The sequence below is a fragment of the Herbiconiux daphne genome, assembly GCF_024979295.1.
GTDB lineage: Bacteria > Actinomycetota > Actinomycetes > Actinomycetales > Microbacteriaceae > Herbiconiux > Herbiconiux daphnes.
Window position 1 is genome coordinate 1 of sequence record NZ_JANLCJ010000876.1, and the last position, 503, is coordinate 503.

At 46.7% G+C, this 503-nt stretch carries 1 protein-coding gene; it reads right to left on the minus strand.

All coding sequences use genetic code 11. From position 1 onward, the window contains the following. Positions 1-218: 218 nt before the first annotated feature. On the minus strand, positions 219-503 hold a 285-nt coding region (locus tag N1032_RS28150), incomplete at its 5' end, for a hypothetical protein (protein ID WP_259544052.1).

Here is a 503-nt window from a genome sequence, read left to right on the forward strand (position 1 = left end):
ATATCGCTACGGATAAGATGCGCGTGGGCGTGGGTAAGTTTGGAGCCGTCAAACTGGAGCTGCGCGGCAACGGCTTCGGCCTTCTCCCGCGTGCTTAAACTGAAGGGGTATAACCCCGTTTCCGAATCATTCCCGATCTTAATGGTATAGCTCACTTGAAACATGTAATTCCCTAAAGTAACAATCCCGCACGGGGCGGGATTATCGGGGAAAACGGGTTATAAAGTGAACCCTATCAGTAGCAATAGTACGCAAACAGCGCCAGCGTACATTAAATATCTTTGTAGGTTGTTAATCTGATATTGCAGGCCGTTAATTGTCCGTTGATACTCAAGCGCATTGAACTGGCGTTTATGAAGCTCCTGATAATATGGCAGATCCCGTTTTTCGATGGGGATAATCTGCGTATAGAAGGAAGTGCGTTTTTCAACGTTATCGCGGAATTGTGCCAGCTGCTTCGCGTTCGGGCTAACTATCTGTTTATGACCTTCAGTGATATCTTT